23 protein-coding genes and 1 pseudogene are annotated in these 26177 nt (G+C 32.6%); 10 read left to right on the forward strand and 14 right to left on the reverse strand.

Translation table 11 applies throughout. The features are described 5' to 3' along the window. The first annotated feature begins 185 nt into the window (after positions 1–185). Complete coding sequence (locus MHH42_RS32080; RefSeq protein WP_340895778.1) at positions 186–842, forward strand: YkyA family protein; 657 nt, start codon at positions 186–188, stop codon at positions 840–842. Between the two features lie 91 nt (positions 843–933). Next, positions 934–1254 carry a hypothetical protein gene (locus MHH42_RS32085; RefSeq protein WP_340895781.1) on the forward strand — a complete coding sequence of 107 codons (321 nt, stop codon included), beginning with the start codon at positions 934–936 and terminating at the stop codon, positions 1252–1254. A 343-nt stretch (positions 1255–1597) separates the two neighbouring features. Here the strand turns inward: MHH42_RS32085 and MHH42_RS32090 are convergent, their stop codons facing one another. Together MHH42_RS32090 and MHH42_RS32095 are read right to left on the reverse strand one after the other, a co-directional pair. Beyond that, positions 1598–2182 carry a DUF6037 family protein gene (locus MHH42_RS32090; RefSeq protein WP_340895783.1) on the reverse strand — a complete coding sequence of 195 codons (585 nt, stop codon included), beginning with the start codon at positions 2180–2182 and terminating at the stop codon, positions 1598–1600. 69 nt (positions 2183–2251) lie between these two features. After that, positions 2252–2572, reverse strand: coding sequence for a hypothetical protein (locus MHH42_RS32095; RefSeq protein ID WP_340895785.1), 321 nt, complete (start codon positions 2570–2572; stop codon positions 2252–2254). A gap of 255 nt (positions 2573–2827) precedes the next feature. On the opposite strand from MHH42_RS32095, the gene MHH42_RS32100 reads away from it, so the two are divergent. After that, complete coding sequence (locus MHH42_RS32100) at positions 2828–3403, forward strand: recombinase family protein (protein WP_340895786.1); 576 nt, start codon at positions 2828–2830, stop codon at positions 3401–3403. A gap of 572 nt (positions 3404–3975) precedes the next feature. Here MHH42_RS32100 and MHH42_RS32105 read toward each other — a convergent pair. Further along, positions 3976–6273, reverse strand: coding sequence for a cell wall-binding protein (locus MHH42_RS32105; RefSeq protein WP_340895788.1), 2298 nt, complete (start codon positions 6271–6273; stop codon positions 3976–3978). Positions 6274–6855: 582 nt separating this feature from the next. On the opposite strand from MHH42_RS32105, the gene MHH42_RS32110 reads away from it, so the two are divergent. Together MHH42_RS32110 and MHH42_RS32115 are read left to right on the forward strand one after the other, a co-directional pair. After that, on the forward strand, positions 6856–8055 hold the full coding sequence (locus tag MHH42_RS32110) for a hypothetical protein (protein ID WP_340895789.1): 1200 nt from the start codon (positions 6856–6858) through the stop codon (positions 8053–8055). A gap of 287 nt (positions 8056–8342) precedes the next feature. Continuing rightward, positions 8343–8471 (forward strand): helix-turn-helix domain-containing protein, encoded by a 129-nt coding sequence (locus MHH42_RS32115; RefSeq protein ID WP_340895826.1) that lies wholly within the window; start codon positions 8343–8345, stop codon positions 8469–8471. 352 nt (positions 8472–8823) lie between these two features. On the opposite strand, the gene MHH42_RS32120 is transcribed toward MHH42_RS32115, so the two are convergent. The 4 genes from MHH42_RS32120 to MHH42_RS32135 form a co-directional block, all read right to left on the reverse strand. Further along, the gene (locus MHH42_RS32120) at positions 8824–9510 is read right to left on the reverse strand and encodes a Yip1 family protein (protein WP_340895790.1); all 687 of its coding nucleotides are present in this window, start codon (positions 9508–9510) and stop codon (positions 8824–8826) included. Positions 9511–9619: 109 nt separating this feature from the next. Continuing rightward, complete coding sequence (locus MHH42_RS32125) at positions 9620–10819, reverse strand: ABC transporter permease (protein ID WP_340895791.1); 1200 nt, start codon at positions 10817–10819, stop codon at positions 9620–9622. Then, entirely contained in the window at positions 10816–11496 is a 681-nt protein-coding gene (locus MHH42_RS32130; RefSeq protein WP_340895793.1) for an ABC transporter ATP-binding protein, read from the reverse strand. Before MHH42_RS32130 ends, MHH42_RS32125 begins: the two co-directional genes overlap by 4 nt. Then, positions 11493–12683: an efflux RND transporter periplasmic adaptor subunit gene (locus tag MHH42_RS32135; protein WP_340895796.1), complete on the reverse strand. Its 1191-nt coding sequence runs from the start codon at positions 12681–12683 to the stop codon at positions 11493–11495. The genes MHH42_RS32130 and MHH42_RS32135 overlap by 4 nt, the downstream gene beginning before the upstream one ends. A 562-nt stretch (positions 12684–13245) precedes the next feature. On the opposite strand from MHH42_RS32135, the gene MHH42_RS32140 reads away from it, so the two are divergent. Together MHH42_RS32140 and MHH42_RS32145 are read left to right on the forward strand one after the other, a co-directional pair. Next, a complete protein-coding gene (locus MHH42_RS32140) occupies positions 13246–13953 on the forward strand; it encodes an IS6 family transposase (protein ID WP_340895800.1) in 708 nt (235 codons plus the stop codon). Positions 13954–14106: 153 nt separating this feature from the next. Beyond that, complete coding sequence (locus MHH42_RS32145) at positions 14107–14379, forward strand: HU family DNA-binding protein (RefSeq protein WP_340895803.1); 273 nt, start codon at positions 14107–14109, stop codon at positions 14377–14379. Positions 14380–14651: 272 nt separating this feature from the next. Here the strand turns inward: MHH42_RS32145 and MHH42_RS32150 are convergent, their stop codons facing one another. Together MHH42_RS32150 and MHH42_RS32155 are read right to left on the reverse strand one after the other, a co-directional pair. Beyond that, positions 14652–16355 carry a M4 family metallopeptidase gene (locus MHH42_RS32150; protein WP_340895805.1) on the reverse strand — a complete coding sequence of 568 codons (1704 nt, stop codon included), beginning with the start codon at positions 16353–16355 and terminating at the stop codon, positions 14652–14654. Positions 16356–17216: 861 nt separating this feature from the next. Beyond that, positions 17217–17306: pseudogene (locus tag MHH42_RS32155) on the reverse strand (IS6 family transposase); the annotation flags it as partial. 115 nt (positions 17307–17421) lie between these two features. Here MHH42_RS32155 and MHH42_RS32160 point away from each other — a divergent pair. Further along, the gene (locus MHH42_RS32160) at positions 17422–19104 is read left to right on the forward strand and encodes a M60 family metallopeptidase (RefSeq protein ID WP_340895827.1); all 1683 of its coding nucleotides are present in this window, start codon (positions 17422–17424) and stop codon (positions 19102–19104) included. Positions 19105–19423: 319 nt separating this feature from the next. Here the strand turns inward: MHH42_RS32160 and MHH42_RS32165 are convergent, their stop codons facing one another. Further along, the gene (locus MHH42_RS32165) at positions 19424–19690 is read right to left on the reverse strand and encodes a hypothetical protein (protein WP_340895807.1); all 267 of its coding nucleotides are present in this window, start codon (positions 19688–19690) and stop codon (positions 19424–19426) included. 533 nt (positions 19691–20223) lie between these two features. Here MHH42_RS32165 and MHH42_RS32170 point away from each other — a divergent pair. After that, the gene (locus tag MHH42_RS32170) at positions 20224–20934 is read left to right on the forward strand and encodes a class I SAM-dependent methyltransferase (RefSeq protein WP_340895808.1); all 711 of its coding nucleotides are present in this window, start codon (positions 20224–20226) and stop codon (positions 20932–20934) included. A 125-nt stretch (positions 20935–21059) separates the two neighbouring features. Here MHH42_RS32170 and MHH42_RS32175 read toward each other — a convergent pair whose 3' ends face one another. After that, complete coding sequence (locus tag MHH42_RS32175; protein ID WP_195756716.1) at positions 21060–21224, reverse strand: hypothetical protein; 165 nt, start codon at positions 21222–21224, stop codon at positions 21060–21062. A gap of 375 nt (positions 21225–21599) precedes the next feature. On the opposite strand from MHH42_RS32175, the gene MHH42_RS32180 reads away from it, so the two are divergent. After that, complete coding sequence (locus MHH42_RS32180; RefSeq protein ID WP_445286063.1) at positions 21600–22307, forward strand: recombinase family protein; 708 nt, start codon at positions 21600–21602, stop codon at positions 22305–22307. A 486-nt stretch (positions 22308–22793) separates the two neighbouring features. Here the strand turns inward: MHH42_RS32180 and MHH42_RS32185 are convergent, their stop codons facing one another. The 3 genes from MHH42_RS32185 to MHH42_RS32195 form a co-directional block, all read right to left on the reverse strand. Then, positions 22794–24005 carry a replication initiation protein gene (locus MHH42_RS32185; protein WP_340895830.1) on the reverse strand — a complete coding sequence of 404 codons (1212 nt, stop codon included), beginning with the start codon at positions 24003–24005 and terminating at the stop codon, positions 22794–22796. Positions 24006–25015: 1010 nt separating this feature from the next. Then, positions 25016–25273: an Rpn family recombination-promoting nuclease/putative transposase gene (locus tag MHH42_RS32190; protein ID WP_340895833.1), complete on the reverse strand. Its 258-nt coding sequence runs from the start codon at positions 25271–25273 to the stop codon at positions 25016–25018. Further along, a complete protein-coding gene (locus MHH42_RS32195; protein WP_340895815.1) occupies positions 25274–26170 on the reverse strand; it encodes an Rpn family recombination-promoting nuclease/putative transposase in 897 nt (298 codons plus the stop codon). Positions 26171–26177: the final 7 nt, after the last annotated feature.

Here is a 26177-nt window from a genome sequence, read left to right on the forward strand (position 1 = left end):
CTTAAAAATCAATTTAATGGTAATTGTTATTCTGTATACTTCAAAGATATTATTTAAAAAATTTAACACAGAAGTCTCAATTATAAATTATTGCAGTAGTACCACTATGATGAATTATTTTAATGCACATTGGAATATGGTACAGACTCCATCAAAGTAATAGTCACTCATAGGAGGAATCGACATTGATTTATAGGAAAGTGGCATTATTAGCAGTTTTATCAATTGGATTGCTAGGAGGATGTTTGGGAGCAAAACCAGAAGAGGAATTATATATTGCTTTTGAAAACGCAGCAAATCAAGAAAAAGCCTTATTTGATAATGTGAAAACATTTGAGCAGTTAGAAACAGCGGAACAGGAATTGTACAATCAAATTATACAAGAAGGAAAAGAGCATAATGAAGCAATAATACCCAAAATAGTACAGGCTGTTTCAAGTATAGATGCACGTGAACATTTATTGGAAAATGAAAAAGATGTATTAGAAAAGGCGCTAAAAGAAATAGCATCAATTCATAGTGATATAAATAAAATTGAAGATAAAAAATTACAAGCTCATGCAAAACAAGTAGAAGAATCTTATAAAAAGCGCTATGAAGCTTTTCAGAAAATAAATGAAAACTACACGAAATCATTGAAGATTGAAAAAGAACTTTATGGGAAGCTAAAAGATAATGAAACAAAATTAAAAGAGATTGGTGAAATGGTTAAAACGCTTAATACATTGTATGAAAAAATACAAAAAGAAAAAGAAAAGTTCAATCAATATACAAAAAGTTATAATGAAGGAAAACTAGCATTCTATAAAGAAGCAAAAATTAAAATAAAAGAAGAAAAGTAAGAAAAATAATTCTTTCTTTAAGTATCTTTCCCCTCATCCTTAAAGAAAAACCAAAGTTCTAAATTGCGTTTCGCTTCAAGGAGGTTTTTTCATGAACTATGCTGCTGCATTTTTACAACGCATGCAACAATTACAGCAAGAAGAAGCAGCAGGACAAAAAATTGTTTTAAAACGAGTGAATTCAGGTTTGGAGATTGTAATGTTTAGTACAGGATTATTCTTAGCTCTACCGACTTTTACAGTATCTTTTTGGATATATTTCTTATATTTTTTAATAAAGGAATATACCGCTGAAACATATCTAGTAAAAAACATGGATACGGGTGAAAAATTTCGAGTTAATAAACAAGAATTTAAACAATACAAAAAAGTGTTCAGAACGAAAGAGGTAGCAAAGGAATTGATTAGTTAGTAGCTTTAATAAGTAAAAGTAATTGGGTTATAAATGTAAGAATATAGGAGGAATAATTCTTTTTTATGGTTATTTCCTAATTTATGAGAATATATTTTGTACATCATATCAAAAAGGAGTCTCTTATGAAATATTTCCCAATAAGTTTAGTAATTTTATTTTTAATTATGGTATGTAGTTGTATTATTTTGGGTTCTCGTGCAAATAGCTGAAAGGGTTCTGTTGCAAAGTTTTATTAATGGGAGGTTCTTGCTTAGGGTTAGTAGCAGGATTGCCGACCGCTAGTGTAGGGATAGGATTGTCGCGTTATGGATAAAAAGCATGTTCTATAGAGCGTGCTTTTTTATGTTCTATTCTTTCTGGGTAATATATAAGCTACCTCTTTATTTGGTTCATCGGTCCAACGGCTACTGATATTATAAGTTTTGCACATTATGTAGGCTTCTTCGTCTAACAATTGCCTAGTTTTATGAAGGTTTTTATCACTTAATTTTTCGCCCCGGATATCGTTGTCTTTCCAACCGCAAAAATAGATTTTGTCTGCTTCTTCTACATCTCTTCTGAAAAATATAACATCTCTGGGCTTGGGTTTGTTTCCTGGATTGGTAGTTTCGGGTATGCGGTTGTTGATTTCTTCAAAAAAACCCCGTGATCCAAATGGGTTTTCAGAATTTGGTGAAAGCCCTAAAGCTTCATATACATCTTGGTAATGTTCGCCAAGATAAGCCCTGATAATAAATCCTTTTTTTACGGGAATTTCAAAGAAAACATTTTTAGCATGGATTCCAATAGCAAGTTTATGAGGCTTGGAATCTATGAAATAAATAATACTAAAAACAGCTTTATTTATTGTGATTCTGAATTTTGTCCGCTTCATGTTTTGAGCAAGCATACTTCTATACAATGGTTCGAGACCTGTTAATTTCACTGTTTATTATCCTCCTGTCTATGTTTGGATAGTGAAACGTTATAGCTTGATCCTGGTAACATAATATGTTTATGAGTAACGATTAATAGGCTTATAGAATCTATCGCGATACTTTTCGCAATAATCAAAAGCCCTTTTATATAAATCTTCAAAGTCTTTGATCGTACGTCTTTCAAAACGTGATGCGTATTTTTCTTTTAAATAATCATATACTTCTTCTATTTCGTTTGTAGCGTAGTAATTTGCCCCACGAACCTTTCTTGTATTAAAACGATCAAGTTTTAAAATGATTAATGCTTGATCGCTGGAAATTTCTTGACACTTTAAAAATGAAAGAAAGGCACGAATTTCATTTGTTGATAAAACGTCTGGTGTAACTTTTGTAATCATGAAATCAAGACCTCCTATTTCGTTGGGTTGTACATGTAATATTTTAACATTGGGTAGAGCTATGCTTAAAGAATAAATTCTTAATTATATGAAAACAAAGAAATTAAAAAGATGAGCGGATGAAATAAATCACATTGCAATTACATGTTCATAACTTAAAAGTTTTGACACTGTTATCATAGTACTGTAATATCAGTACATAGAGAGGTGTCATAACTTAGTGTCTAAAGTTAACCGCAAAAAGGGGCAATTTTTATGAAATTTGGCTATGCACGAGTCAGTACATTACATCAAGATCTTGAATCCCAAATTCAAACATTACAAAAAGAAGGCTGTGAAAAAATCTATTCCGAAAAATTCACTGGAACGAAAGCGAATCGTCCAAAGTTCCAGGAGCTATTGTCTATGTTAGAAACAGGGGATACACTTGTCGTTACAAAATTAGATCGTTTTGCCCGTTCCACAGTTGATGCGATACAAACTGTCAAAACATTATTTGAAAAGGGTGTAAAGGTCCATATACTTAATATGGGTTTAGTTGAGGATACGCCAACAGGTAGACTGGTATTTAACGTAATGAGCGCATTCGCTGAATTTGAAAGAGACATGATTGTAGAACGTACACAAGAGGGAAAAGCAATTGCAAAGTTGCGTGAAGATTTTAAAGAAGGCCGACCAAAAAAATTTAATAACAAACAAATTGAACACGCACTATCCTTATTAAAAAATCAATCATATAAGCAAGTTGAAGAAATGACAGGTATTAGTAAGAGTACATTAATTCGAGCGAAGAAAAAAGTGCAAGTTAGAAATGAAGTGGAGCATAGATAATATGTACTAGAATGACTTAGTAACTGAAAGGTTAAGGTTCTTGATTCCCCTTTCTCGAATTTCTTAAAGAAGTTATCAAAGGTGTACTTTTAGAAACACAAGATGCATGTCTCTTCTTATTCAATTTTGAGATAAATTTTTGGAACATCCCTAGCCTAGGATATTACTCCCTGACTACTTGTATATAAAAAATGTCCCAAAAACTTTACTTTTTGGGATACTTTATTATAAAAAGTAGGGGGCCCACCATACATGCCCATCAAGCCAAGATTAAGTAAAATTCCGTTCAACTAGGGTTATGGAAACGATTATTGGTTTCAGGATTCTGTCATCAGCAAAGATTATGTGAAAAATTACCCGACTCTCTGTACATTAAGGAGAATGAGAGATAATCTTATATGTATTTTTTGCATTTTGTTACACCTCAGAGAAATGAATAAAACTAAAATGGGTCATATTATGCAGCATATGCTGCATAATATGACCCACTTTCACACATAGTACTTCACTCTTTATAAATGATAAGGCTATTAAGAATCCGTTATTCTATTCAATTTTATTATATACTTTTCTTAGATATTAGTAACAATTCCCTCGTTGTTAGTTTCAATGTACCTCTGACCAAAACTATGATTATTAATATAACCCTTGAAGTTTTGGTAAAGTACACCATCAGGACTAAAGGCATAATCTTTTCCGTCAATACGGACCATTCCATTTTTATACGGCTCTCCACGTTTATAAGACCCATAATCCTCGTCTCGGAAGTAATAGCGTTTGCCATCGACGTCGTGGAAACCTGTTACCATTTCACCTTTATCGTTCATATAGAATGTTTTACCATTAATTTCAACAAAGCCTGTCAGTAAAGCTTGTCCCTCGTGATTAAAGTAATATCTTTTTCCGCCAATGGTTTGATGGGCATCGAAATTATAGTTCTTTCCAGACTCGAAATAATATTTTTTTCCATCAATTTCCTTGAAACCAGTATAGAAAGGCCCTTCTTCTAAACTGTAATATACAATTACAGGTATTTCTTTTGTATAAACTGCATCAGGCATAAAGATTTTAGAGACCCCATTTTTTCTAATAGAACCATCTTTTTCAAATGCTAACTTTTTCTCATCAAGAGTAACATAAGTTCCAGTATCACTTAGCGCTTTTCCATCCAGCTTAGAGGCTTTCTCAAGTACGCCTTTATCAGAAAAGTGAAGAATAATATTTTGATCTTCTAGACGTATTTCCTTGTTATTGGCATTGCCATTTTGGAAGTAATAAATTTTCCCATCGATTTCTTGTAGGCCTTTTTCAATAAGCGTTCCAGAAGCATCAGAATAGTGTAGACCATAATGGTCTTCCGTCCATGTTGATTGTTTTACAGAACCGTCATCATTGAAATAATAATATTTTCCACCAATCTCAGTTCCATTTGTTGTGACTAAATTGAAACTCTGTGGATTAAAGTAATACTTCTTGCCATTAATTTCCTGCCAATCTTTCAAGAAAACTCCATCAGAACCTGCATAATACTGATTGTCACCTTTTTTTACCCAATTATTCTTTATCATATTTCCATGAGAATCTTTTGCAGTCCTTTTATTAGGGTCCTTTTCATCAATTTCGTACGTGTCTATGTCATACTTCTTTCTCTCATTTTCTTTACCAGGATACCAATCAATCAACCAATTATTCCATTCATCTCTATTCAAATCAGCGTTGAAGAAAGAAGCTTCGTTATACTGATCTGTGAACTTTGCTGAAGAATCATCAACAGATAAATATTGTCCTTTTTCATTTTGTAAAACGAAAATTCCATTCTGCCCTGTATCATGGAGTGTCCATACTTTATCAGGACCGATCTTATAACGTTCCTGAGTACCTAACGCACTTGGGATATATTGTAAGTTTTCTTTTAGAATAACCTTGTTAGATCCTTTTTTAATTGGAATAATTTTAAAATTTTCCCTACCTAGTGGAACCTCGCCAACTGATTTAGAAAGCCTACCGTCCTCCCAGCTTCGAAGGAAGCTATCGCCGGTCTTAATTTTCAACGAAATAGAGGAGTACTGCCCTTCTTTATGTTGTGTGAGAATATCATCCATACGATAATTCATATTATCAATATCCGATTCTGTAAGAGAAAAAATCTTTTCTTTACTTACCGGCTCTGAAGTAATTGTTCCCAGTATTCGTTTTTCTTCTGGTAGTTTATTGAAAAGTTCATCCTGATTAACACCCCAATTAGGGATGCCATTATGATAAGCATTTGGGAATGTTTTTTGTAAAAATTTATATGCTAACTCATTTTTACGACCGCTATTGTCACTTTGTAGATAATAGGTTTTAAAATTCGTAAGTGAAACACCCGTATTTCCTGCATCTAATTGTTTTTGTGAAATATACAAAATATCATGTTTAGATAGTTCTGGTTCATCAGGAGTTAAGTCTACTATTGTACCAGCATCTTTAATACGAATTTGTTCCCCATGTTTGATTGTTTTATATTCAACTTTCCCATTTGCATAAGCAATTTTAACCTTCTTGCTAAAATCTTTATTTTTATAGTAATCAAATGCACTAATACCAAATTCACCTTTTTGAAAAGTAGGGGCTTTGTAAGCAATGTTTTCATTAAAAGCTTTATAAGTAGTTTTTACGTCTATTTCTTCTAACCATTTCGCAAATGGCTCTGCAAGAAACGCGTCATATATTTCTCCAAATGTTGTAACAATCGTTCCAAACGTATCAACATCTGCTTTCACCTTATTTTCCGTTAATGGAGCTGCTAATGGACTAGCACTGAATAAAACCCCCATTGCAATTCCTACAGGTAGGAATTTTGGTACCCTTTTTTTGTATTTTTCATTCATAACGTCATTCCTCACTTTGTATCTGTGTTTTTTTCTACTTATTACACTGAATGTAATGTTCGGAGGTTCATCATAATCTAAATACCTTTCAAAAGTCTTTCGTAAATGTTACAAAAGTCTTTCGTGAAATTACAGAAAAATAAGATTTTTGGTAAGTCTCTTAATATCGTAAATCATTAAACTCTACTATATATAAGAAGATACAACCTATACATCATTTTATTTTATTGGTTTGCTATATTGTTAATTTAAAAAGATTCGTAATCCAGATCTCATTCTATATAAATCCATTTTAATTTTTCGACATATAAATCACTGCTATGTAGCAATGTCAGTACATCAATATGCATTTCAAAAAAGAAAGATTGTGGGACGTTAAAAATAAAAAGGTTCTATTCACCATTATCAAAATAAATTATTTTGCCCCTAACCACAGCTACGCTGGTATTGGGCCGAGAAACAATGAAAGGGTTTTGTAACATTTACGAAAGAAAAATGAAAGGTATTTAAATTAAGATAAACTTACCGATATTAATTTAAACATGTTGGTAACAGTATATTTAGAAAGCAAGTGATAAAACCATGAAAGAAAAGATAAAGAAAAGTATAAAAAAAATTTCTCCTTTAGGAATAGCAATGGGGATTGTATTCAGTTTTAACCCATTTACAAAACATAAAGCGAAAGCAGATATTGATACAAGAGAAACGATTCTTACAACATTTGGAGCTACCTATGATACGTTTCTAAAAGAGCCTTTTGTTATGTTTTTATCAGAACAAAGTGCTAAAAATGATTATACAGCTAACAATGAAAACCGTGCTTACAAAGCTCCTACTTTTAACAAAGGAGAATTTGGTATTAGTGTGTATGATTATTATAAAAACCAAAACTTTTCTAAGAGAATTAAAATCTTCTATAAGGATGGGAAAGTTGAATATAAAACAATCAAACATGGCCAACAACTTCTGATTAAGCAAGCTGGTATAATAGTGGAATTAAATCCAGATGCCTCAGATCTATATGAACGTGATGTGTATTATATTACACAAAAACAATTAGATGAAGGGACTACTGGTATTGCGCTTACGAATTGGCAAACATATTACTTAAAGAGTGACAATAGTGATCAAATGAATGGTCCGTTAGCTTTAAAATACATTAGACGGAAATTTCCAAATATAAAACCAGGTAATGCTTCTTTTGACCTAACGAAACTTTTTCATGCACTACCGGAAGAGAAGCGAAAACTGGCAACGATAACTTCAAATCCAGTAAAAAAATCTGAAATTTTTAGTTATACCTCTGATGAACTTGCTGAGATAAAGAGACATAAGCTCGGCGGCGTTACACAGCATAAAAATGAAGAATATTCTTCTATTTCTATGAAAATTAAAAACAGGGATAACGTCTTGCGGACATGGGAGGATAGTATCAATATTTCAGCTTCATCTAATTGGATCCCAGAAGATAGGAGCACATTTACAATTATTCCAATTGAAAAAGGATCTAATAAGGTGTTCATAGAAGCACATGCAACTTATCTTACATCTGCAAATGGTGAGGTGGGCGTTACAGGATTTCGCGCTTATGGACAAGTATGGACACTTGTTAATTATGGATTTGAAAGCTTCTCTTTAAAAAATAACCACGGACAATATTTATCTGTTAATGATACATCCGTATGTCTTACTGACAAGCCTGATAAAAACACTATATTTGCCATTACTATTCAAAAAGATAAATGGAATGAGTGGTTAACTAAATGGTATTCTAGCAAATAAAATGCAAGTTGATATAACCTCTAGAAGCTTTACAAACATTTTGAACGAGTAACGAACCAACAATTCAATTTTCTGTACGTTAAGGAAATCGGCTACACATATCCCTAAGTTATTTTTAATCAAGCTTTATTTCAAACCAAAAGTAATTCACCCTTACGTTGCGTATATGTATTCAACGTAAGGGCCCTTTTAAATTCATATTTTAATTTTCTTGGTTAAGATAATGTATATATCTCGGCTGAACCCCTTATTCCCCCTTTTCGAGTGGATGGGCAAAAACACCCAAAATTAATAAGTCTAAAACCGATTTGATACTCGAGTTACTTCATCAAGGAAAAACAAAACAGGAGATTGCTAATTTTTTAAATGTTGACAGAACTACTATTTATCGCACATTAAAACGAAATGGTTATTAGGAAAATGAAAAGGACTTTATAGCAACAAAAGGAGCTAAACTATATATGATATTAGCTCCTTTTACTTGTGAATTATTTAATTATAAAGGTTATGATCCCTAAAATAATACACAGAAGGTCGCTTAATAATCGCCCTAGTCCAGAAGCCTGTCCAAGAATCAATAAATTAAAAAAATGGTTCTGGTGCGAAAAATCTATCATTCTTGGACATACTGATCACACACCTTTTAAAGAGTAGTACGATTAGTATGGAAAAGTTTGATAGACTAGTTTTATATACTTCAAAATTTTTGCACCAGAACCAAAAAAAAAAAACGGTTCCTTGATGAACCGTTTTCTTAATCCTATCTTATTATACAAACATACCTGGTAAAAAATTTGTTATTAATACAATAATTGCAACCACTATAATAAATAAAACAATAAACGGAATAGCAGCCTTCACTTTGCTTAATCCAGCTATAATTTGTAATCCTAACCAAATTAAAACTAAATTCCATACATAGAACACTTCTATTGTAGTACCAATTTCATATGCAAATGAACCTTCAGTAAATAATGGCCCTAAACTCGTATATTCAGTTGCTCCGCCTCCTAAAATTAAATTTAAAATAGCATTAATAAGTCCACCAATGATAAGAACAATGTTTGTATATACAATAATAGTCAATAATGTTTTATAAGACGTATCATTTCCAAAAAACATCATAAATACTTTATAAATCGCTGCTACAAACAGCGCTCCAATCATTGTGCCAACAAATCCTGATACAGCTCCGTAAATAATCTCTAATGTAAGCGAACCCTGTCCAACAAGTCCCCCTAATTCTTTCTTCATTTTAACCCCTTCAGGTGATGTCTTCATAACATATGTACCAAAACCACCTACTAGCCCTTGTAAAAGTGCCACTAAGAAAAACATCCCCCAAACTTTCTCGCTCATTTTCATTCTCTCAAACTGTAATCCAGGAGATATAATCATTCCAAGTAAAGATGGTTTTTCTCCGCCAATTTTTTGCGTATTCATATTCGCTTCCATTCTAATTACTCCTTTTATTTATATATTAAATTCTAACGGGTTTTAGCTAGCGCCCACTAGAACAATATGTATTTGTAGTAGAGATATTCCTCTCTACTACACTAGAAATTTACTCATAACGAAGTGCTTCAATTGGATCTAATTTCGCTGCTTTGTTTGCTGGAATTAATCCGAAAATAATACCAAGCGTCATAGAGAATAATACGCCTCCAACAACAACTTCCCATGGAACGAGAGGTGGCCATTTCGCAAATGTCGAAACGATATATGCTCCACCATATCCAAGACCAATTCCAATTAATCCACCAAGAAGTGTTAACATAACTGCTTCAATTAAAAATTGTAATAAAATTTTACTGCGGGTTGCTCCAAGTGCTTTACGCACACCAATTTCACGTGTACGCTCTGTTACAGATACAAGCATAATATTCATAACACCAATACCACCAACGATTAATGAGATACCAGCAATACCGCCGATAATCATCGTCATGATATTTGTCATTTTAGAAATACTCTCTTGAATTTCTTTTAAATTCGGTACATCATATTTACCTGTAAACTCACTTGGCTTACGACTATTTAATACATCAGCCGCTTTCTTTCCTGCTTCATCTAAATTATCGACATTTTTTGCTTGGACAGAAATCTCTTGAATTTCATCTGTTCCATACAACGTCGGCCATAAAGTTAGTGGAATTAGAGCTTCTGAACCTCCCATTCCTATGAATCCTCCCTCGGCTTTATATACACCAATAATTTGCATCGGTTGGCCTTTCATTTCAATAATCTTTCCAACTGGATTTTCTTTTTCAAATATCTTTTCTTCTACATCGGAACTAATCATGACAACATTATTTCCATAATCGATATCTGTATCATTTAAAGAACGGCCTTTCAATACCTTGACTTTATTCGCAGCGAAATATTCGCTGTCTAGCCCTTTAATATTCACCATATCTTTTTTATCATTGACATCAAGTGTTTCCGTATTTGAGTTTGTCTTAATAACGTGGGAAATCTCTGGGAGCTTTTTAATTTCCAAAATGTCTTCTTCTGTCAATTTCGGGTTTCCTATGGATTCCATACCAAATGGATCATTCATGTCAGAATTATACTGAACAGAAATCACACTATTACCCGAACCAACAAATTGTGATTTTAACATTGCTTCCCCGCCCTGTCCAATCGCAACAACAATAATAATGGAACCAACGCCGATAATAATCCCGAGCATCGTAAGAGCTGAGCGTAGTTTATGAGCTAGAATAGAAGATAAGGCAATTTTTATACTATCTAGTAAACTCATACCGCACACCTTCTATCTTCTGTAATTCTTCCGTCTCTTAGCACGATACGACGAGATGAATACGCAGCGACTTCTTCTTCATGCGTAACCATAACAATCGTTGTACCTTCTGCATTAAGCTTTGTGAAAATATCCATAACTTGCCCACCAGACTTCGTATCAAGCGCTCCAGTCGGCTCATCGGCCATAATGAACGTTGGATTATTCGCAATCGCTCTAGCAATCGCTACACGCTGCTTCTGTCCACCTGATAATTCATTCGGTAAATGATGCACCCGGTCTGCTAATCCAACTTTACCTAGTGCCTCTAAAGCACGTTTGCGACGCTCTGCTTTCTTCACGCCACCATATACGAGTGGAAGCTCAACATTTTCCACCGCAGAAAGACGCGGCAGTAAATTAAAATGCTGGAACACAAATCCGATATATTCATTACGAATTAAAGCAAGCTTTGACTCGTCTGCTGTTAAGATATTCACATCATTCAACATATATTCGCCTTCTGTTGGACGATCTAAACAACCAATAATGTTCATAAGCGTTGACTTACCGGAACCAGAAGGTCCCATAATCGAGACAAACTCACCACTTTGAATCGTTAAACCAATACCATGCAAAATCGGTACCGCAAGCTTTCCTTGATAATACGTCTTAGCAATATTATTTAGCGTAATCATTTCTCTTTCACTTCCATTCCGTCATACACGTTGTCGGAAGGATTTTTAACCACTTTTTGCCCCACTTTTGCGCCTTCAGTAATCTCTGTCCAATCTCCATCAGTAGCACCTTTTTTCACATTTTGTTTACGAAGCTTTCCTTTCTCTTCGATATAAACAAATGCATCATCGCCTTTTTCTACAATGCTCTTACTTGGAACAGCAATCATTGTTTTATTCTCTAAGTTTACTTGTAATGAAACGTGGTAACCTGGAGATAAACCATCTTGACTATCAAGACTTGCTTTATATGTATATTGAGACATATTTTGAGTTCCTTCACCTGCACCAGCAGCTTGAGCCATTTCTGCGCTCGTTGGGAACTCACTTACTTCCGTAATCTTACCTGTCCACTTCTTCTTATTATTTGCTTTCGCAGTTACAGTGAACGTTTGATCTTTTTGAATTTGTGACTTTTGAAGCTCTGTTAAAGTCCCTTGAACTTGGAACGGATCTTTAGAAGCTACTTGTAAGAATGCTTTCCCTTGACCACCTAACGCTTGAGATGAACTTTGTACCGCATCTTTGTCTAACTTTTGTACAACACCAGTAAAATTACTATAAATCGTAAGTTCTTTCTGTTTTTTACTTAACTCTTCTTTTTGTAACTTTCCTTTTTCTTTTTCAAGATCAGTTGTTTTTTGTGCCATTTCTAATTCGCTTACTTGCTCTTCCATTGGGTCTGTTACTTCTTTCCCAGCCCCATTGTCTTTTGCCTTCTTAATTTCTTTCTTCAATGAATCAATCTTCTTTTTCCCTTGATCGTAACGCATATCAGCCATCTTCTGATCAAGATCAGCTTGCTTCATTTGTAAATTAATTTCTTCATTATCATAAGAGAATAGTTTCGTTCCTTTTTCTACCTCTTGTCCTTCTTTCACCGCAATATCTTTTACTTTGCCTTTAGTCGAATCTGCATAGAAACTTTCAATATTCCCTGGTTTCACCTGACCAGAAATTAACTTCGTATTATTAAGCTTTCGCTCTGTCACTTTCTCAAAACTTACAGCATCTGTCTTAGCCGTACCTTTCTTCTTACCTTGCATAACATAAATATTAGCCGCTGCAACAATAAAAATTAGTGCAATAACCCCGATGATAATCCATTTCTTTTTTTTGTTTGATGTACGTACTGTATTTGATAACATTATGTATCTCCTTTCATGATGATATTCTTTTTAAGAAATAAGGAATCTTGTATGATATTTACAGTATCTTTTAAACTTCCCAATAAATTGTATAAATGAATTAAATAACACTGTTTTACATTCTTATTTCTAATTATTTTTCCATAAAGAAAATCTTATAAACTAATGTTAGGTATATTAGAAAATTTAAACAAGACTATTTTTAAAATGAATTATTTGATAGAATTACAAAGCATTAAAACGTGTCGTTAACTTTGTTTAATTTTAACGACATATATTACTACATTAATTAAACTACAATGACGAAATTACTAATAATTCAATCCGAATCTTATCTAATTAAGTAGGCTAATATATTTATTTTTCGAGAAAATACTTAGCGGTATAAAAGATCCAGAGTTCATGTCTATAAGAGGCTCAATTGATAAAACACCTTTATATTTAAACCACTTTAAACTCTCTTACATAAACGGTTCTGGTGCAAAAAATATAAGGCTCATGTAACGAATCTCTGAAACTTGGACATACTGATACTAGTACTTTAAAAAAGGACGTGATTAGTATGGAAAAGCAAAACTTATTCAAATGGAAACACTATCAGCCTGAACTAATCTTATTAACAGTGAGATGGTACCTGCGGTACAATTTAAGCTTTCGTAACCTGGTGGAAATGATGGAAGAACGAGGAATATCAATCGCTCACACAACCATTATGCGTTGGACTTATCAATATGGGCCTCAATTAGAAGAGAAAGTACGATATCATCTTAAATCAACAAATGACTCATGGAGAGTTGATGAAACCTATATCAAAGTAAAAGGTAAATGGATGTATTTATATCGTGCTGTAGATTCCGAAGAGAATACCATTGATTTTTATCTTAGTAAATCAAGAGATAAACAAGCAGCCAAGTGCTTTTTCAAGAAAGCTTTGGCTTTTTCGTATGTTTCTAAACCTCGTGTGATAACGGTAGATAAGAACCCTACCTACCCTGTAGCTATGCAAGAGTTAAAAGAAGAGAGCCATATACCCGAAGGCATACAACTAAGACAAGTTAGATATCTTAATAAGATAGTGGAACAAGATCATCGTTTTATCAAGAAACGTGTGCTTTCTATGTTGGGGTTTAAGTCATATAAAACAGCAACTTCTATATTGAGTGGTGTGGAAGCCATGCATATGATAAAAAAGGGACAAATTGATTTACAGAATCAGTCTGTCCAAAATCAGAAAGAGTTCATCCACCGAGTGTTTGGACTTATAGCATAAAATACGATTCCGTTAGGAATCTACTATCATCCATGTTCTTCTTCATATATTTGCACCAGAACCAAATCATTTAACAACTCCATTTGCGTTTTTCCTATAAACATACTATAATAACGAACTATTATAGGTATTTATATGGAGGTTAAGCTCACTATGAATAAAACAGAATTAATTAAGCAGGTAGCGGTAAAATCATCTCTTTCGAAAAAAGATGCTGCTGCATCCATACAAGCTATCCTAGATCAAATTACAAAATCCCTACAAAGAGAAGAATCTGTACAGTTGGTTGGATTCGGTACCTTTGATGTACGCGAACGTTCTGCACGTACAGGACGAAATCCTCAAACAGGAGAAGAGATGCATATCCCCGGAGGTAAAGTACCTGGATTTAAAGCAGGGAAACCTCTAAAAGAAGCTGTAAAATAAATATTAAGATACATAAAAATCACACTTCTTTCATCAAAAAAAGTGTGATTTTTTCTTGTGGGGATCTCGTCACATCGCTATCAAGCTAAGGTTATGAAGTACCTCCTGCCCATCAATTTAAGATCCAAAATAAATTAAACAAAGTAAAAGAAGTTTTTTTAATTCCTTTGCATTAAACTTTTCATGATGTAGTCAAAACAATGGCAGAATATGACCTATCGCTTGCTTATACAACCATTATGCGATGAGTTCATACGCACTAAATCCGCTGTTTACTTGATTTTTGCTGCATCAAAAGCCTTTTGAACTGCTTGAGCTTCAGCTGAGTTCGCCCCATATTTATTTGTTGCAACTCGAATGCATGCCGATCTCAATTCAGAGAAATCAGAAGTCATGTTTAATTCATCAGTATTTGCATAGTGGAAAATATCAAACATTTTATCCTCACCAATACCTTTTACAGTTACACCGTTATGAGTACCACCTTTTGCAATTAGATAAGCAACTTTATTAACAATACTTGAGTTAAAATGAACGCCTCCTTGATCCTCTCCATTTAAATCGTTAAATTCACTATAATCATCTGGATACGGTAATCCAGATGAAAAATCAACTGAAGATGGATTTGCCATATCACGGAAAGCTGATCCAGTTTGTTCTCCTATTTTCCAGTTAAACTTCCCATTATTGATGTATTTCTCAATAGCTGTTCCCATAATATCAGACAACGCCTCATTAATTGCACCAGATTCTCCGGAATATTCAAGATTGGATTCACTAGATGTAACCGCATGTGTAAATTCATGTCCCGCTACGTCAAATGCCTTTACCATAGGATCTCCATATACAAGCATACTACCTCCATTAGCACTTGCTGCATTCTGCCAATCTTTTGGATCACTTGTATCTCCAGAGTCCCAAGCATGTACAACTGATACTACCTTTTGTCCCTTATTATCAAAACTATTACGCTTGTATTTATCTTTATAAAAATCATATACTTTTGTTGCTAAGAAATGAGCACTTACCGCCTTTTGATCATTAAATGTTGTTGTAGTGCTAGTTGCTAATGTACCAGGGTAATAGTTTTCCTCTGTTTTAATATCTCTGTAATTTACATCATACGTTTCAATTCCTTGCCCTCTTGTGTAATCAGCAAGCGCATATTTCCCATCACTTTGTTTAGAAATACCAAATGTACGAGAGATACCTAAATCATCTTTTCCTGTTCCGGTTAATGATGCAAGATTGCTTTTTTTACTTTCCTTTAAGGCTCCAACAAGCTTTTCACTTGCTTTTAAATTTGATTCTTGTACCATATTTTTTAACATATCACCATTATGAGCGTTCACTAAATAAGTACCAGATACATAGTTTGGTGTTGCAGCAGCAAATGTCACTTGGTATGCATTGCTAGCTTGTCCATTGTTTTCATCAACAAAAATAACTTCCTTTACTTCTGGCTCAGAAATAAACTTAATATCATTCCCGTATTTCGTATAAATATATTGTTTCGCTTCTTCTTGTGATAGATTAATAGTTTTCTTTAAATCTTCTTGTTTTAAATTTTGCGCGCTATCTCCTGAAACACTTTTAATAACACCCTTTTTATCTACGTGTGCAGTCAATTGATGCCCATATACTTCTTTTCCTTCATATGTTTGTTGCATACGCACAAGTGTAGTTCCATCATAAGAACCACGTTTTTGAAGGACTTTATAATCTACTCCTGTTTCTCCATTCACTTGTTTTGGAGACAAAACTTGCTCTGTTTTCTCTTTAAGAGCATCTTTTACTACATTCTCTGGTGCCTTTTGTGATGGTTGTGTAAGTTCACCTGTACGGAACGAATCTTCTTGAATTTGAACTTGTAGTTGATCTGTTTCCTCTGCATGACCTACTCCATATGGTGTTACAGCTGTTAAAGTTAATCCTGTTGTTAATGCAACTGTAGCTAATGTTTTTTTATTTTTCATCATATTCACCTCGTATAATTTTCTGAAATATCAAACTTATAAAAGAGTATACCGTCTATTCCTGTCGAAATAAAGGGAAAATGCCGAATTTATGTAACATTATGCAAAATTACATAATTCAAGGTCGATGATTTACTATTTGGGTGTTTTTGCCCATATTGAGAATTATAAAGTATGCTTCCACGTCCTGAAAACGCACTTTCCCCCTATTCTATAGTGACCCCTATTATATGGACACAATTTTGTTTTAGATTGATAATAACGGAAAAACTCTATTTCCACTCAACAGTTTTTTAATCCATCTTTCAATTCAGATGCTCTTTTACTTTTCTTCGGTTTAAAGATGCAATTATACATATACAAATAAAGGGAAAAACATATAGAGCATCACTAAGTTATATCGATAAAACTTTAATGTTTCCAAATTTATATAATAAAATTTTAATATACTTTGATAAATTCGATTTTCATTAATCCATTTGATAGAAATATATTTATATTATTTTTCTAGTATACTTTTTTCGGATGCGTATATTTAGTAATCATTATAAAAAGATATGAAAAGTTGGAATTTATGATTTACTTAAGAAAATCATAGTGTTTTAATAAGGATGTAAGGTCCTTACATCGCATAAGAGAGAAAAAATAGAATAAGTTTTTACTAATTTTGCAATTATAGTTAGAGATTGATACATAACTTTCTATTGAGCAATTTTTATATCCTAATATTATAAAATCCAATAAAGTGATTAATGAATCGGAAAAACTAAATATCCAGTCTTTTCTGGAGTGATTTATGGTTCTGGTGCAAATATTTGAAGAAGAACATGGGTGATAGTAGATTCCTAATGGAATCGTATTTTATGCTATAAGCCCAAATGCTCGGCGGATGAACTCTTTCTGATTTTGGACAGACTGATTCTGTAAATCAATCTGTCCCTTTTTTATCAAGCTATAGAAAGGTTAGTGATGAAGAATGAAAAAGAATAATAGAAAAAGAAATGATAGAATGGCAAAGGCATTTATAGCTGTAAATATACTTACTGCTCCATTTATAGGGGTAGAGATGGGAGTAACAAAGGTCTTCGCTGAATCCCAAGCACAAGTATCAACAGAACGTATTTTTAATGTGATAGGCAAGGGAGATATACACCAAATTAAAGATGCAGATAGACGACAATTTGCGTTTAGTCCCTATGAACCAACTGGACTATATGCAAGTCCAAATGAAAAAATAACAATTCAGGTAGAAGGAACACAGAACATTCAAGCTTATATAGGAGCATATGGCTATGATGCAGGATGGCGTGAATATGAGACAAAAATAAAATCATTTACTTTAAAGCCAGGAGAAAATACAATTGAAAATCCATATGGTGGAATGATTTATTTTTATAATTCACAACAAGGTGGAACAGTGAAAGCTGAGATTAAAACAGGAGGAACACCTATACCTTTCTTTGAATTAGGAAAACATACGAAACAAGATTTAGTTACTATGCTAGATAAGTACCCTAATGCCCATGCAGTGGAATTAAAAGGAGAACGTTCCTTAATAACTGCCAGTCCAGAAAGAGTAAAAAAATATTTATTAGATTCTAATACAGACCCTGCAGAACTCTTAAAAAAAATAGATGAATCTATTAGAATTGAAGATCGAGTTGCTGGTTTATCTGAGGAACAAGCAGATAAGCATTATGTAGCCTTTGCAGAAGATAATCATACTCCTGATTATTATATGTATGCTAATAATTTTGTAACATCATATGTCGGAGACTCTATTCAATATGTATTAGATATAAATAAGTTTACAAAAGACGGATGGGGACCTTGGCATGAAATGGGACATCAAAGACAACAAAATCCTTGGAAGTGGGATGGATTAGGAGAAGTGACTACAAACATTTATAGTCTGTCTGTGCAACGGGCTTTTGGACATCCGTCGAGATTAGAGACTGATAGAGCATATGAAAAAGCATTTACTTATTTAAATAAGCCTCAATCGGAAAAAGACTATAATAAAATTGATGATGGCTCTGTGAAACTTACAATGTTTTGGCAATTGGACTTAGCTTTTGGAGAGGAATTTTATCCGAAATTACATCAATTATACCGTGCAATGCCGAACGAAGAGTTACCTAAAACGGATGACGAGCAAATACAAGGTTTCATTTATAACACTTCTAAGGTTGCACAGAAAAATTTACTTCCATTCTTTGATAAATGGGGACTGAAAGCATCGCCAGAAACAAGACAAAAAATAGAAGCTTTGAATTTACAAACAGTAACTGCTCCTATTTGGGAAGGAACTGATTCTAAACCTGTTCCGCTAAATACATTACCTAAACAAAACATGAAAGTAATTGCAAGTAGTGAAGAATTAGGAGTTGAACCTGCAACGAATGCAATTGATGGGAATCCATATACAAGATGGCATAGTAAATGGAGTGAACAAAATCAATATCCATCCTATTTAACGATTGACCTTGGTGAAACTCGTACAATTACCCAGCTATCATATCTTCCGAGACAAGATGAATCTCCAAATGGTCGTATTTTAAGCTATAACATTTACACAAGTACAGATGGTGTAAACTATCAAAAAGTAACTTCTGGAACATGGGAAAATAGTAAGAAACAACAATTTGCAACATTTAATCCTGTAACTGTTAAATATGTGAAATTAGAGGTAGTAAACGGAGTAAATGGATATGCTTCAGCAGGAGAAATAGACATCTTAGGGGATTAATTTCTTTTGATTTCAAAATCATAAATAAAGAATCCGAGTTCTATTCATATTCGTATTACCGTCTAGCATTGTAACTTACTTTCGCATTAAAAACTTTTTATTCTGACATGCTACACTATACACGATGTGCACAACATCCATTAAAAAAGCGTACATTCTTTTCTAGGCAAGAGTGTACGCTTTTTTACGTATATTTTAACCAACGCAACGTAAAAAAATTGGTAGTATTTACGGCAGGTATCTCCCGCTTTCTCAGGTACCCTTTATCGCAGGATTTACAGAAAACGCTCGTAGCTTAAACTTACCGAAATGACCGATTCTATTTTTTTATCAATTGTTTTCTTAACTCTGGATCATTATTTAGTAAGGTCTGAGGTTGTACATAATAAGAGAACGTTTTATCTTTTAAATACAGCCATCCAGATACTTGTGCATTATTTTCTAGAACTTCCTGTAACTCACCACCATATATAAATTGTTTCCCCTTGTTAAAAAATAATCGAACTATATAATCAGTCTTTATTTTTTTGTAAAATTCGTTTCGATCTATATACACTTCATTGTCATAATGATATTGAATGCCCATTGTAAAACCTCCAATTTTATTATATTTTCACCCGATTTTTTTCGATAATTTACATTAAGTAAGCTAGGTCAAAAATTAAACAAATAATTAATACAGCAATCCCTATGAATAATATAACTTTCCATTTATTCTTATTTAAGTAGGTCTTTGACGCTCCGATAAGTATCCTTCACTCAAAACACACTTTCTCTATGGTGTATTTCAAGCGATTTAACGATGCATTGCACATAAAAGAAAAGATAATCTCCTTAAAATCGCAATCTCGGCGACTCGTTCCATGCAATTCCGTGCTTTTTTCTTCACCCAAGACCATTCATCATGATATAACACAATCCAAGGATGATACACACTCATAAAAAAGATAAGAAATGAGATTTTTTGGATACTACCAATAATGAGTCGTGATGTTAATCTCACATGTATATATTGTTGATCATTCTTTCTTTAAGTAACAAGATAAGATGTTCAAAAAGTTATATTAAATCTGTTACAGTAATTTATAGAATACATAATTTTAGAAATGAGGAAAAACAATGAACAGAATTGAATTTATAAGAAAAGAGGAGAAAAAATATCACGACTATTGTTATGATAATTATAAACTGTTTGAAGAAGGTTCGTGGCTACATAAACCTGTAAAAACGGTAATAGATCTAATTCCATTGTTTGAAGGAAAAGATGATCTTAGTGTGCTTGATTTAGGTTCTGGAGTGGGTAGAAATAGTATCCCATTGGCTCAAGCTATAAAAAAAAGTGGTGGTAAAGTTGTGTGTGTTGATTTATTAGACTCTGCTTTGCAAAAGTTAAATCAATACAGTGAGGAATATGAAGTTAAAGAAGTAATCCAAACTGAAAAAGCTGATATAGGAAACTATGATATTAAACCTAATAACTTCGATTTCATTGTTGCAGTTTCAAGTTTAGAACATGTCCAATCAGAAAAGGTTTTTGAAAAAGTTGTTCAACGAATGGCAGACGGAACGAAGTACAATGGAATAAATTGTATCATTGTAAATTCTGAAGTTGAAGAAATTGATATGGATACCAATAAGAAATTGGATGCACTAATGGAGATAAACATTCCAACAGAAGAGATGATGAATAAATTGAGAAAAATATATGATGGTTGGGAAGTATTGAGCATCATAGTAAAACCGCTCGAATATAAAATTATGCGAAATGAAAAATCTGTTTTATTAAAAACAAATGCAATCACATATGCTGTGAGAAAAGATAATCTATAAGGGGCCACCATACATTACTATCAATCTAAGATGTATTTATTACCCATAATTCATAGAAAACGTTATTCTTTTTGTAGAAATATACAGTGGTCTGGCCCCATTTGGTGAGACCAACGGCTTAAACTTCACTCTACATCAAAGTGTTTTTTTCTTTCAACAGAAACTTCAAATTTCACTTCACCATTCTCTACACTAATCTGTGTCACTACAGGAACATTTACAATCTGCTTTTCTAATCTTTTTTCTAACTCTTTTTTCTTTCTAAATTGTATTAAGTCTATTATCTTCATGTTGTATACCCCCTTAGATACGAATATTATACATTACCCATGTTTTATTTGATATGAAATATTCATATTATTACGAATTTTTTTACAATATATTATATCGAGGGTGAAAAAGAGGCTTCAATATTTAGTAATCCCTCTTTTCCCTTACTTCATATATACATAGGATTCATTCGCTTTTTCAGCCAAATAAGGACTATTCAGGATTGGAAAATTAATGTTTTTTTAATGTCAACTGAAATATTGCCTTCATAATAGGGAAAATAAACTAGTGTTTATAAAGGTATACCTTTACAAACTAAAAGGCCCAATCTATGAAACGTTGAAATATCAAGTTTATAAAGGTAATTCGAATCATTTTATAAACGTTTATTTTTAATGAACACCTTTATAAACAAAAATGGTATAATTGTGGTAACAAATGTAAGGAGCGTACAAAACGTGGCAAATATTTATGGATATATACGTGTAAGTACAAAAGATCAAAATGAACAACGTCAGTTACATAAGATGATGGAACGAGGAGTGGAAGCTCGACGCATTTTTGTCGATAAAGCAAGTGGACGACATTTTGATCGCCCTCAATATCAATTATTAAGAAAGATATTAAGTACAGGTGATATTGTTTACATAGATGCCTTAGATCGTATGGGCCGCAATTATGATGAGGTAATTTCAGAATGGAAGTATATAACAAGAGAATTACAAGCTGATATCGTAGTTTTAGAAAATGAAACCCTGTTTGATAGTCGGAAATTTCGTGAGATGGGTGATATGGGCCGATTAATGGAAGATCAATTTTTATCTTTGCTTTCCTATGTTGCGGATCAAGAACGTAAAAAGATTCGTCAGCGACAAGCGGAAGGTATTGCAATTGCTAAATCTCAAGGTAGGCATTTAGGGCGTCCTCAACTTAATCTTTCAGCATTAAACCAAAAGCAACTAATTCTAATAGAAGAAACTTATCCAAAGTGGAAAAATAGAGAAATAAGCGGAGTTAAATTTATGGAACTATTAGGACTTAAGAAAAATACTTTTTATAAGATACTAAAAGAATATGAAGTGAACAAATTACAACCTAAATAAAGCATATGAGCCGAATATTCCTTAGAGTAGGAAATTCGGCTTATTTTATTTTGAAATTTGTTTAGCGTATATTTTCGTTAAAATGTGGGCGGTACCCCTATAATCACTATAGATATCAATGGAATTAAAAAAAGATGACTCTTGTTGGATACAGAAATCATCATCTTGATGTTGCCTAACTTTTTTAAAAATTCCCTTTATAAAGGGTACAGATTGCTCTTCGAAAACTGAAGATATGAGGTTGGTTGCAGAAAAACGTTGCAACCGTAAAATCTTCAACGTTCTATCGACCCATGCTTGCCGAAGTTGCGAAAACCAAGCCAAAGTAGGTAGTGTGGTGAGTCAACGTACAAGATACTTATGTTCTCACCGTAGGGACTACGGGTAGAGCCTGTTAAGATAACCGGTGGATACATCGGTGTTCGCAGGAATCTCCCACTTCAAACAGTCCGTAAAGACGTTAAGTGGTGAGTAGTTCAAATAACGCTAGTACCTTTTCTTACTTCTATTTCTTTTAATGAAGCTATAAATTTTCTCCATAACAAACTCTTCTTTTTCTTTCCAAATAGCTTCAGCTTCTTCTAATGTAACTATTCTCACTAACTCCTCAATTGCTGTATCTTTAACTAAAAATGTAGCTACAGCTCCTGTAGATGTTGAATATTTAGTAATAACTGAATCTATAATAGTATCAATTTCTAGTAAATTATTATTAGACTTATCTTCATTTTGATTACTTTCGTTTAATATTTTTTTATCAGAAAGTTCTTTTAATCGGGAGTTTAGAATAAATTCTACATAACCGATTGGTGAATCAATATCTGAACGAAAACGTATATCCTCAATTATCTCTAATACAATTTCTTTATGTGCTGCCCATTTTTCAAACACTTTAGGAAACACTTTTTCTTTACAACGTTCTTCAAATCGCTTAATTTTTTGTTCAAATGTATTTGGCTGTTGAAATTTATCTAACTTCTTTTCAAAATGAACTAAATCAGAATCTTTCTTTTTCTGAGCACGAATGATAAATCTAATTTTCTGGACTTTCCTACCTAGTTTAATCTCCTCAAATTCAAAAGAAATATCTGTTTTTTGATTTAGTTCTTTTTGAGATGGCTTCAACACACGTTGCTTAAAATTTGCATAATTAGGGTATACATCCATTGCATCTAAGTAATACCTTAAATTTTCTAGACTAATTGTACGTTCCCTTAAATCTTCATATTGCTTAAGTAGTTCATAAATACGTATAGCATATGTACTTTTTAATTTAACAACATTAGCCAATCTATAGCTTGTAAATTTGCTACTTAGTTCTAATAAGAATGGCTTTAATAAGGGATCGAAACGCATATCAATTGTCCCTTTATTTCTATTGTAAATTGCTGAAGAAAGCCAAGATACTTGTATTAATTCTTCCCCTGCTCGAATTTCAATTACTTTAGATAATAGTTCCTTTGTAATTTTACTTAACTCTGTATATTTAGTAGATCCATTCAAACCAAGTAGATCATGAAATTGTTTAATTGGGAATGTGTATGTTTTAAAATCCCGGTCATTAGGTTCAATATTACTAGCCAAACAAAGTAACATTTTTTGTTCAACTAAATTCAAACGTGAATTAGCTTCAATCAAAGTATTTGATTTGGAAACAATATTATTCTCTTTAATTTGTAAATCTTGATTTATAGACATATCTACATACGTCATTCCTTTCCTACCCCTATTGCTAAATTAACTATAACAAACAAAATCACTTTGTTATAGTTAATTTTTTCACAATCTTATAATGGATTTCCCACTGTAATATATCTACGTATTCTACATAACATAATTATGTAGAATACTAAAATAATGAAACTTAATCTTTTTAAATTTATAAAAATATATATCATGTATCAAATTTATGATCTGTAAAACCATTTTTGTTATAGATAAAACCAAATTTGTTATCTTTAAAACTTTTTTGTTATAGATAGGCAACCAAATTTGTTATCTTTAAAACCATTTTTGTTATAGATAAAACCAAATTTGTTATCTTTAAAACCATTTTTGTTATAGATAAGTAACCAAATTTGTTATCTTTAAAACCATTTTTGTTATAGATAAAACCAAATTTGTTATCTTTAAAACCATTTTTGTTATAGATAAGTACTATAATCCCTTACATATCAATATGTTTCAGCTTCCTAAAACATATAAACATATAAAACATATAAAACAATTATTATATAAACATACAAAACATATAAAATTATGTTGAATGTATTAAACATATTATTTTTTTATAAACACCTCACATGTAATTTCAAACTGTGATGTGTTTATAAAACCAAATTTGTTACGTTTATCATTTTCACTCTATATCCTTAACATATAAATTTAACGCATTCACTTTTTACTACACTTTCTTAATCGTCGCTTTACTTCCAAATTATTAAGATGGAGGATTTTCGATGAAAGAAAATGAGGGTGCTTGGTATTATGAAGAATGACTTTTTTCAAATTCAACTGATTAAAAAGCATGTGTGAAATTGCAAATCCTTCTGTAAATGTTATAAGTACGACAAGAAGAATCTTTCCAGTCTATAACTTATACAATAAAAAGAGAACAACATGCGATCTCCCTTAGATAACTGCTCCCATCAAGATGATGGCCACTAAAAATAACACCTACAGTATTTGTAGGTGTTATTTTTAATCATTTATGCTTGTAAAATGTTTTGTATTTCTTCTATGCTTAAATTCGTAAACCTTGCAATATCTTCAATTGGCATTCCATTTTTATGCATTACACGAATTAATTGAATTTTACCTTCTTCAATTCCCTCTTGACGCCCTTCTTTCTTCCCTTCATTACGGGCATGAGCAAATTTTGCAGCATTATCCATAAGAGCTTTCTCCCTTGCTTCATACGCTTGTCGGAAAGAAGAATCCTGACTCATACGTTCCCATTTATTTATTTATAATTCAAGAATTTCTTGTATTTTTTCTATAGATAAATTCGTAAATTTCGCAATATCTTTTATTGGCATTCCGTTTTTGTGCATACCACGAATAAGCTGTATTTTCCCTTGTTCAATACCTTTTTCAATGCCCTTTTCAATACCTTTTTGTTCTGCATAAGCAAACTTTGCAGCCTCATCCATAAGAACTTTCTCCCTTGCTTCATACGCTTGTCGGAAAGAAGAATCTTGACTCATACGTTCCCATTTATTCATGGCTTTTTGTAAGATGGGGTCTTGGTTCATCGCAATATCCTCCAATGTTTGGGTTAAATGTTCATCTTCATTCGCTGGAAGTAGTAATAACCAGCGAACAAACGAATCTTCCCAGGGATTTACTTGTTCATTCCGCCACTGGTTCATGAGTTTTGGAATCTCTACAATATGAACTTCAATATCATCACTCAATACTTTCTCTTGTTGTTGGTTCCATAATATTCCTGTTGTATGGAATGCCTCGTATTCAGGAAACATAACGAAATTTAACAAATTAATCGTAATTGTTTTATGAAGAGAGCTGTATGGCATTCCTTTTTGAAGTTGGGATGTGTATAGTCTTCCCCAATAATATAAACTACGTTTTATCATGTCGTGATTATTATTGAGTTGTATTTCAACGTTGACTTTTGTTCCAGTGTCTAATGTTGCAGAAATATCTAAAATAGACAGCTTATCTTCTTCATGTTCTCTGTGTAAATGTGGATCTTCTAATTGCAAGGAAACAATGGGTGATTCTAAAGAATCTTGTAACATAGCATTTAAAAACGCGATGAGAATATCCTCATTTCCACTTGTACCAAATAATTGTTTAAAAGCAAAATCAATGCGTAAATTTACTAACTGTTGGTTAGACATGGGTTTT

Origin of the sequence: Bacillus sp. FSL L8-0099, assembly GCF_038006385.1 — a bacterium.
GTDB classification, from domain to species: Bacteria; Bacillota; Bacilli; order Bacillales; family Bacillaceae_G; genus Bacillus_A; species Bacillus_A toyonensis.

What these genes read in the sequence shown, in the direction of transcription:
- MHH42_RS32085 (WP_340895781.1), top strand. Translation starts at nt 934, where the DNA reads ATGAACTATGCTGCTGCATTTTTACAACGCATGCAACAATTACAGCAA.
- MHH42_RS32095 (WP_340895785.1), bottom strand. Translation starts at nt 2,572, where the DNA reads ATGATTACAAAAGTTACACCAGACGTTTTATCAACAAATGAAATTCGT.
- MHH42_RS32100 (WP_340895786.1), top strand. Translation starts at nt 2,828, where the DNA reads ATGAAATTTGGCTATGCACGAGTCAGTACATTACATCAAGATCTTGAA.
- MHH42_RS32105 (WP_340895788.1), bottom strand. Translation starts at nt 6,273, where the DNA reads ATGAATGAAAAATACAAAAAAAGGGTACCAAAATTCCTACCTGTAGGA.
- MHH42_RS32110 (WP_340895789.1), top strand. Translation starts at nt 6,856, where the DNA reads ATGAAAGAAAAGATAAAGAAAAGTATAAAAAAAATTTCTCCTTTAGGA.
- MHH42_RS32120 (WP_340895790.1), bottom strand. Translation starts at nt 9,510, where the DNA reads ATGGAAGCGAATATGAATACGCAAAAAATTGGCGGAGAAAAACCATCT.
- MHH42_RS32125 (WP_340895791.1), bottom strand. Translation starts at nt 10,819, where the DNA reads ATGAGTTTACTAGATAGTATAAAAATTGCCTTATCTTCTATTCTAGCT.
- MHH42_RS32130 (WP_340895793.1), bottom strand. Translation starts at nt 11,496, where the DNA reads ATGATTACGCTAAATAATATTGCTAAGACGTATTATCAAGGAAAGCTT.
- MHH42_RS32135 (WP_340895796.1), bottom strand. Translation starts at nt 12,683, where the DNA reads ATGTTATCAAATACAGTACGTACATCAAACAAAAAAAAGAAATGGATT.
- MHH42_RS32140 (WP_340895800.1), top strand. Translation starts at nt 13,246, where the DNA reads ATGGAAAAGCAAAACTTATTCAAATGGAAACACTATCAGCCTGAACTA.
- MHH42_RS32145 (WP_340895803.1), top strand. Translation starts at nt 14,107, where the DNA reads ATGAATAAAACAGAATTAATTAAGCAGGTAGCGGTAAAATCATCTCTT.
- MHH42_RS32150 (WP_340895805.1), bottom strand. Translation starts at nt 16,355, where the DNA reads ATGAAAAATAAAAAAACATTAGCTACAGTTGCATTAACAACAGGATTA.
- MHH42_RS32160 (WP_340895827.1), top strand. Translation starts at nt 17,422, where the DNA reads ATGGGAGTAACAAAGGTCTTCGCTGAATCCCAAGCACAAGTATCAACA.
- MHH42_RS32165 (WP_340895807.1), bottom strand. Translation starts at nt 19,690, where the DNA reads ATGGGCATTCAATATCATTATGACAATGAAGTGTATATAGATCGAAAC.
- MHH42_RS32170 (WP_340895808.1), top strand. Translation starts at nt 20,224, where the DNA reads ATGAACAGAATTGAATTTATAAGAAAAGAGGAGAAAAAATATCACGAC.
- MHH42_RS32175 (WP_195756716.1), bottom strand. Translation starts at nt 21,224, where the DNA reads ATGAAGATAATAGACTTAATACAATTTAGAAAGAAAAAAGAGTTAGAA.
- MHH42_RS32180 (WP_445286063.1), top strand. Translation starts at nt 21,600, where the DNA reads ATGAACACCTTTATAAACAAAAATGGTATAATTGTGGTAACAAATGTA.
- MHH42_RS32185 (WP_340895830.1), bottom strand. Translation starts at nt 24,005, where the DNA reads ATGTCTATAAATCAAGATTTACAAATTAAAGAGAATAATATTGTTTCC.
- MHH42_RS32195 (WP_340895815.1), bottom strand. Translation starts at nt 26,170, where the DNA reads ATGTCTAACCAACAGTTAGTAAATTTACGCATTGATTTTGCTTTTAAA.